The organism is Lentilactobacillus parakefiri, assembly GCF_002157585.1.
Classification (GTDB): domain Bacteria; phylum Bacillota; class Bacilli; order Lactobacillales; family Lactobacillaceae; genus Lentilactobacillus; species Lentilactobacillus parakefiri.
Window position 1 is genome coordinate 8,089 of the sequence record NZ_BDGB01000110.1, and the last position, 2,864, is coordinate 10,952.

Consider the following 2,864-nt stretch of genomic DNA (forward strand, 5'->3'; position numbering starts at 1 on the left):
TTCGTTCGGAATAGGTTATACTAGACAAAAGATCAGCTCCTAAAAGATGGGTTTGTGGTAAACACCATTTTAAAGGAAGCTGATCTTTTTTGTCCGAACAGCGTTCGGATTAATTTTACAATCTACCTTACTTGATGTTTTCACAGAATCCGTGTATTCTCTTATTTAAAGTAAAACCTACTTTTATTTTACTCGTTTAAAAGTACTTGGTACTTTTATTAATTGAAGGGAGCTTGCATTTATTATGGATAACACGCAACAACGCCCCACGTTCATCTTCTTAATTATTGGCACGGCTTGGTTATTTGATGCCATGGACGTCGGGTTGCTATCATTTATTATGCCCATCGTCCATCAGCAATGGGCACTATCTAATTCACAAACCGGCCTGATTAGTTCAGTCAGCACCATTGGCATGGTCTGTGGTGGATTTTATTTTGGCCACTTAGCCGATCGGATTGGCCGCAAGAATACCTTGATCGCCACCTTGCTGACATTCTCAATCGGCAACCTGATTTTGGCCATCTCACCAGGTTTTTACACATTTTTAGGCATTCGCTTCTTCGTTGGCATGGGGCTTGGCGGGGAATTACCGGTTGCGGCCACCTACATTGCCGACATTTACAGGGGGACTAAACGTTCGCAGATGCTAATTCTGGCAGATAGTTTTTGGGCCCTCGGCTGGTTGGTGGCGTCATTTTTATCATTTCTCCTAACGCCGGTTCTAGGATGGCGGGGAATTCTTGTGGTAACCGCAATCGCCGGGGTTTTTGCAATTGTTTTACGAAAACACATTCATGAAACAGCACCGAAGAGCACCGGAACTCAACACTGGCTTGTTAGTCTGAAAACCACTTTTAAACCCTGGACACTGATGCTTTGGCTTGCTTGGTTTATGGTGATGTTCAGTTACTACGGTATGTTCATGTGGTTACCAAGTATCATGGTTGATAAGGGCTATGGTATCGTGAACAGCTTTGGTTACACCACGATCATCGTCGTTGCCCAATTACCGGGGTACCTCTGCGCATCGTGGTTAGCCAAGCGCATTCGGGTCAAGTACGTCTTTGCCATTTATATGCTGGGAACGGCCTTTGGCGCCATCATGTTTGGCCAATCAGCGTCAGCCCTTCTCATCGTGATTTCTGGCTGTGTCCTTTCCTTCTTTAACTTAGGCGCATACGGGGCCATTATCGCATTGACGCCGGAACTCTATGCTCACAATATTCGGGGAACCATGACCGGCATGGCGCAAGGAATTGGCCGCATTGGCGCAATCTTTGGCCCCCTCTTAATTGGGGTCTTAATGGATCACCAAATTAGTATTAGTATTATCTTCGTCATTTTTATGGTTTCACTGTTGATCGGTTCGATTGCCGTTTTGGCATTGCCCAGCGCTGATCAGCAACCTAACGGGGAGGTCAACCAATGAATCCCATCGTCTTAAAGGAAAAAATCAGCGAATTTTTGAAAGAAGATTTAGGTTTCGGGGATCTCAGTGTCGCGTTTCTGCCAGGCGGAACCCCCCTATCTGGATCATTTATCGCCAAGCAGAGTGGCATTATTTGCGGTCAAGAAATTCCCCAGGCAACTTATGACTTACTGGGTCACGCAACCTATAAACCACGAATTCCGGAAGGCGCTCCGGTTAAGGCCGGCGACATCATTGGCACAGTTTCCGGGACAGCCCAAACCCTACTATCTGGTGAACGGGTCACCCTTAACTTAATTCAGCGAATGAGCGGGATTGCCACCCAGACGACACACTTCGTCAAGCTATTGGACGATGCGACCATTCGAATTACGGATACTCGTAAAACTGCTCCCGGCTTGCGATTATTTGATAAGTACGCCGTCAGCGTTGGCGGCGGCTTCAATCACCGTTTTGACCTAACTGGCGGGATTATGTTAAAGGACAACCATATTGCCTTAGCGGGCGGGGTGACCCAGGCGCTTGCGGCCGTTAAACGGCATGTCGGCCCCCTCACCCCAGTTGAGGTCGAAGTGGAAACCGAAGAAGAACTTCGCCAAGCCGTTGCTGGCGGTGCCAATGTCATCATGTTTGATAATCAGAACCCTGAAACGATCAAGCAGTGGCGCCAGCTCGTCCCAAAAACGATTAAGGTCGAAGCATCTGGAGGGATCACCGCCGAATCAATCAGCACCTTTAAGGGCTGCGGCGCCGACTTCATTTCGATTGGCAATCTAACCAACGACGTGACACCACTCGATATCAGTTTTCTGGTTGCCGGAGCCGTTAAAAGTTAGCCCAATACGGTTAGCGCTTCGCAGAATTTAAACAGACCAATTGGATCCTTCACTCGATTAAATCGTTGACGGTCTTTATCTTTTTATTAAGATTTATCAATAACCTCCGCGCCATTGCTCATAAACTGGAAGTTTGTCAAATGGTGTTGAAGGATAGTTTCTATCCTTTGGAGATCTCCTCGTGTGGGAGATCTTTTTTGTTGTTTTATTAGTTGCGGCGTTTAATCTGGTGTGTTGTCTGAATATCGTACTTGAAGGCATAACAAATAAGCCTACCATCGTGACGTTATTGTGGTAGATAATCTAGGCAATCAGCTGGTAGACGCGTGTGAACATATTGGCCTGATTGGAGAAGCCATAACAAGCACGTTTGAGCTCCTTGATCTTACGGTTGATGCCCTCTATCGGTCCGTTATAGTAGGACGATTTGGCGGCGTTAATTACTCCATTAAGATTCTTTCGTAGGGTATGCATGGCCGTATCTAGGGGCGTGCCGTTAGGCTGATAGTTAGTGATGATATTCTTGAGTTCATCAGCGTGACGCCCCATCAAAGCATCGTGGAGATCGATGTAGGTTTCATAAGCTGTTTTGAAGG

General features: G+C 46.6%; 3 protein-coding genes. 2 read left to right on the top strand and 1 reads right to left on the bottom strand.

Annotated elements, in window-relative coordinates; genetic code table 11:
- The first annotated feature begins 244 nt into the window (after positions 1–244).
- Positions 245–1,432 carry an MFS transporter gene (locus LPKJCM_RS11365; protein ID WP_057962186.1) on the top strand — a complete coding sequence of 396 codons (1,188 nt, stop codon included), beginning with the start codon at positions 245–247 and terminating at the stop codon, positions 1,430–1,432.
- Positions 1,429–2,268 (top strand): carboxylating nicotinate-nucleotide diphosphorylase, encoded by an 840-nt coding sequence (gene nadC / locus LPKJCM_RS11370; RefSeq protein WP_057962187.1) that lies wholly within the window; start codon positions 1,429–1,431, stop codon positions 2,266–2,268. The genes LPKJCM_RS11365 and nadC overlap by 4 nt, the downstream gene beginning before the upstream one ends.
- 303 nt (positions 2,269–2,571) lie before the next feature.
- Here nadC and LPKJCM_RS11380 read toward each other — a convergent pair.
- A partial coding sequence (locus tag LPKJCM_RS11380) for a transposase (RefSeq protein ID WP_165758608.1) occupies positions 2,572–2,864 on the bottom strand: 293 nt, incomplete at its 5' end.

Coding starts and splice junctions, on each gene's coding strand:
- LPKJCM_RS11365 (WP_057962186.1), top strand. CDS start 245: ATGGATAACACGCAACAACGCCCCACGTTCATCTTCTTAATTATTGGC.
- nadC (WP_057962187.1), top strand. CDS start 1,429: ATGAATCCCATCGTCTTAAAGGAAAAAATCAGCGAATTTTTGAAAGAA.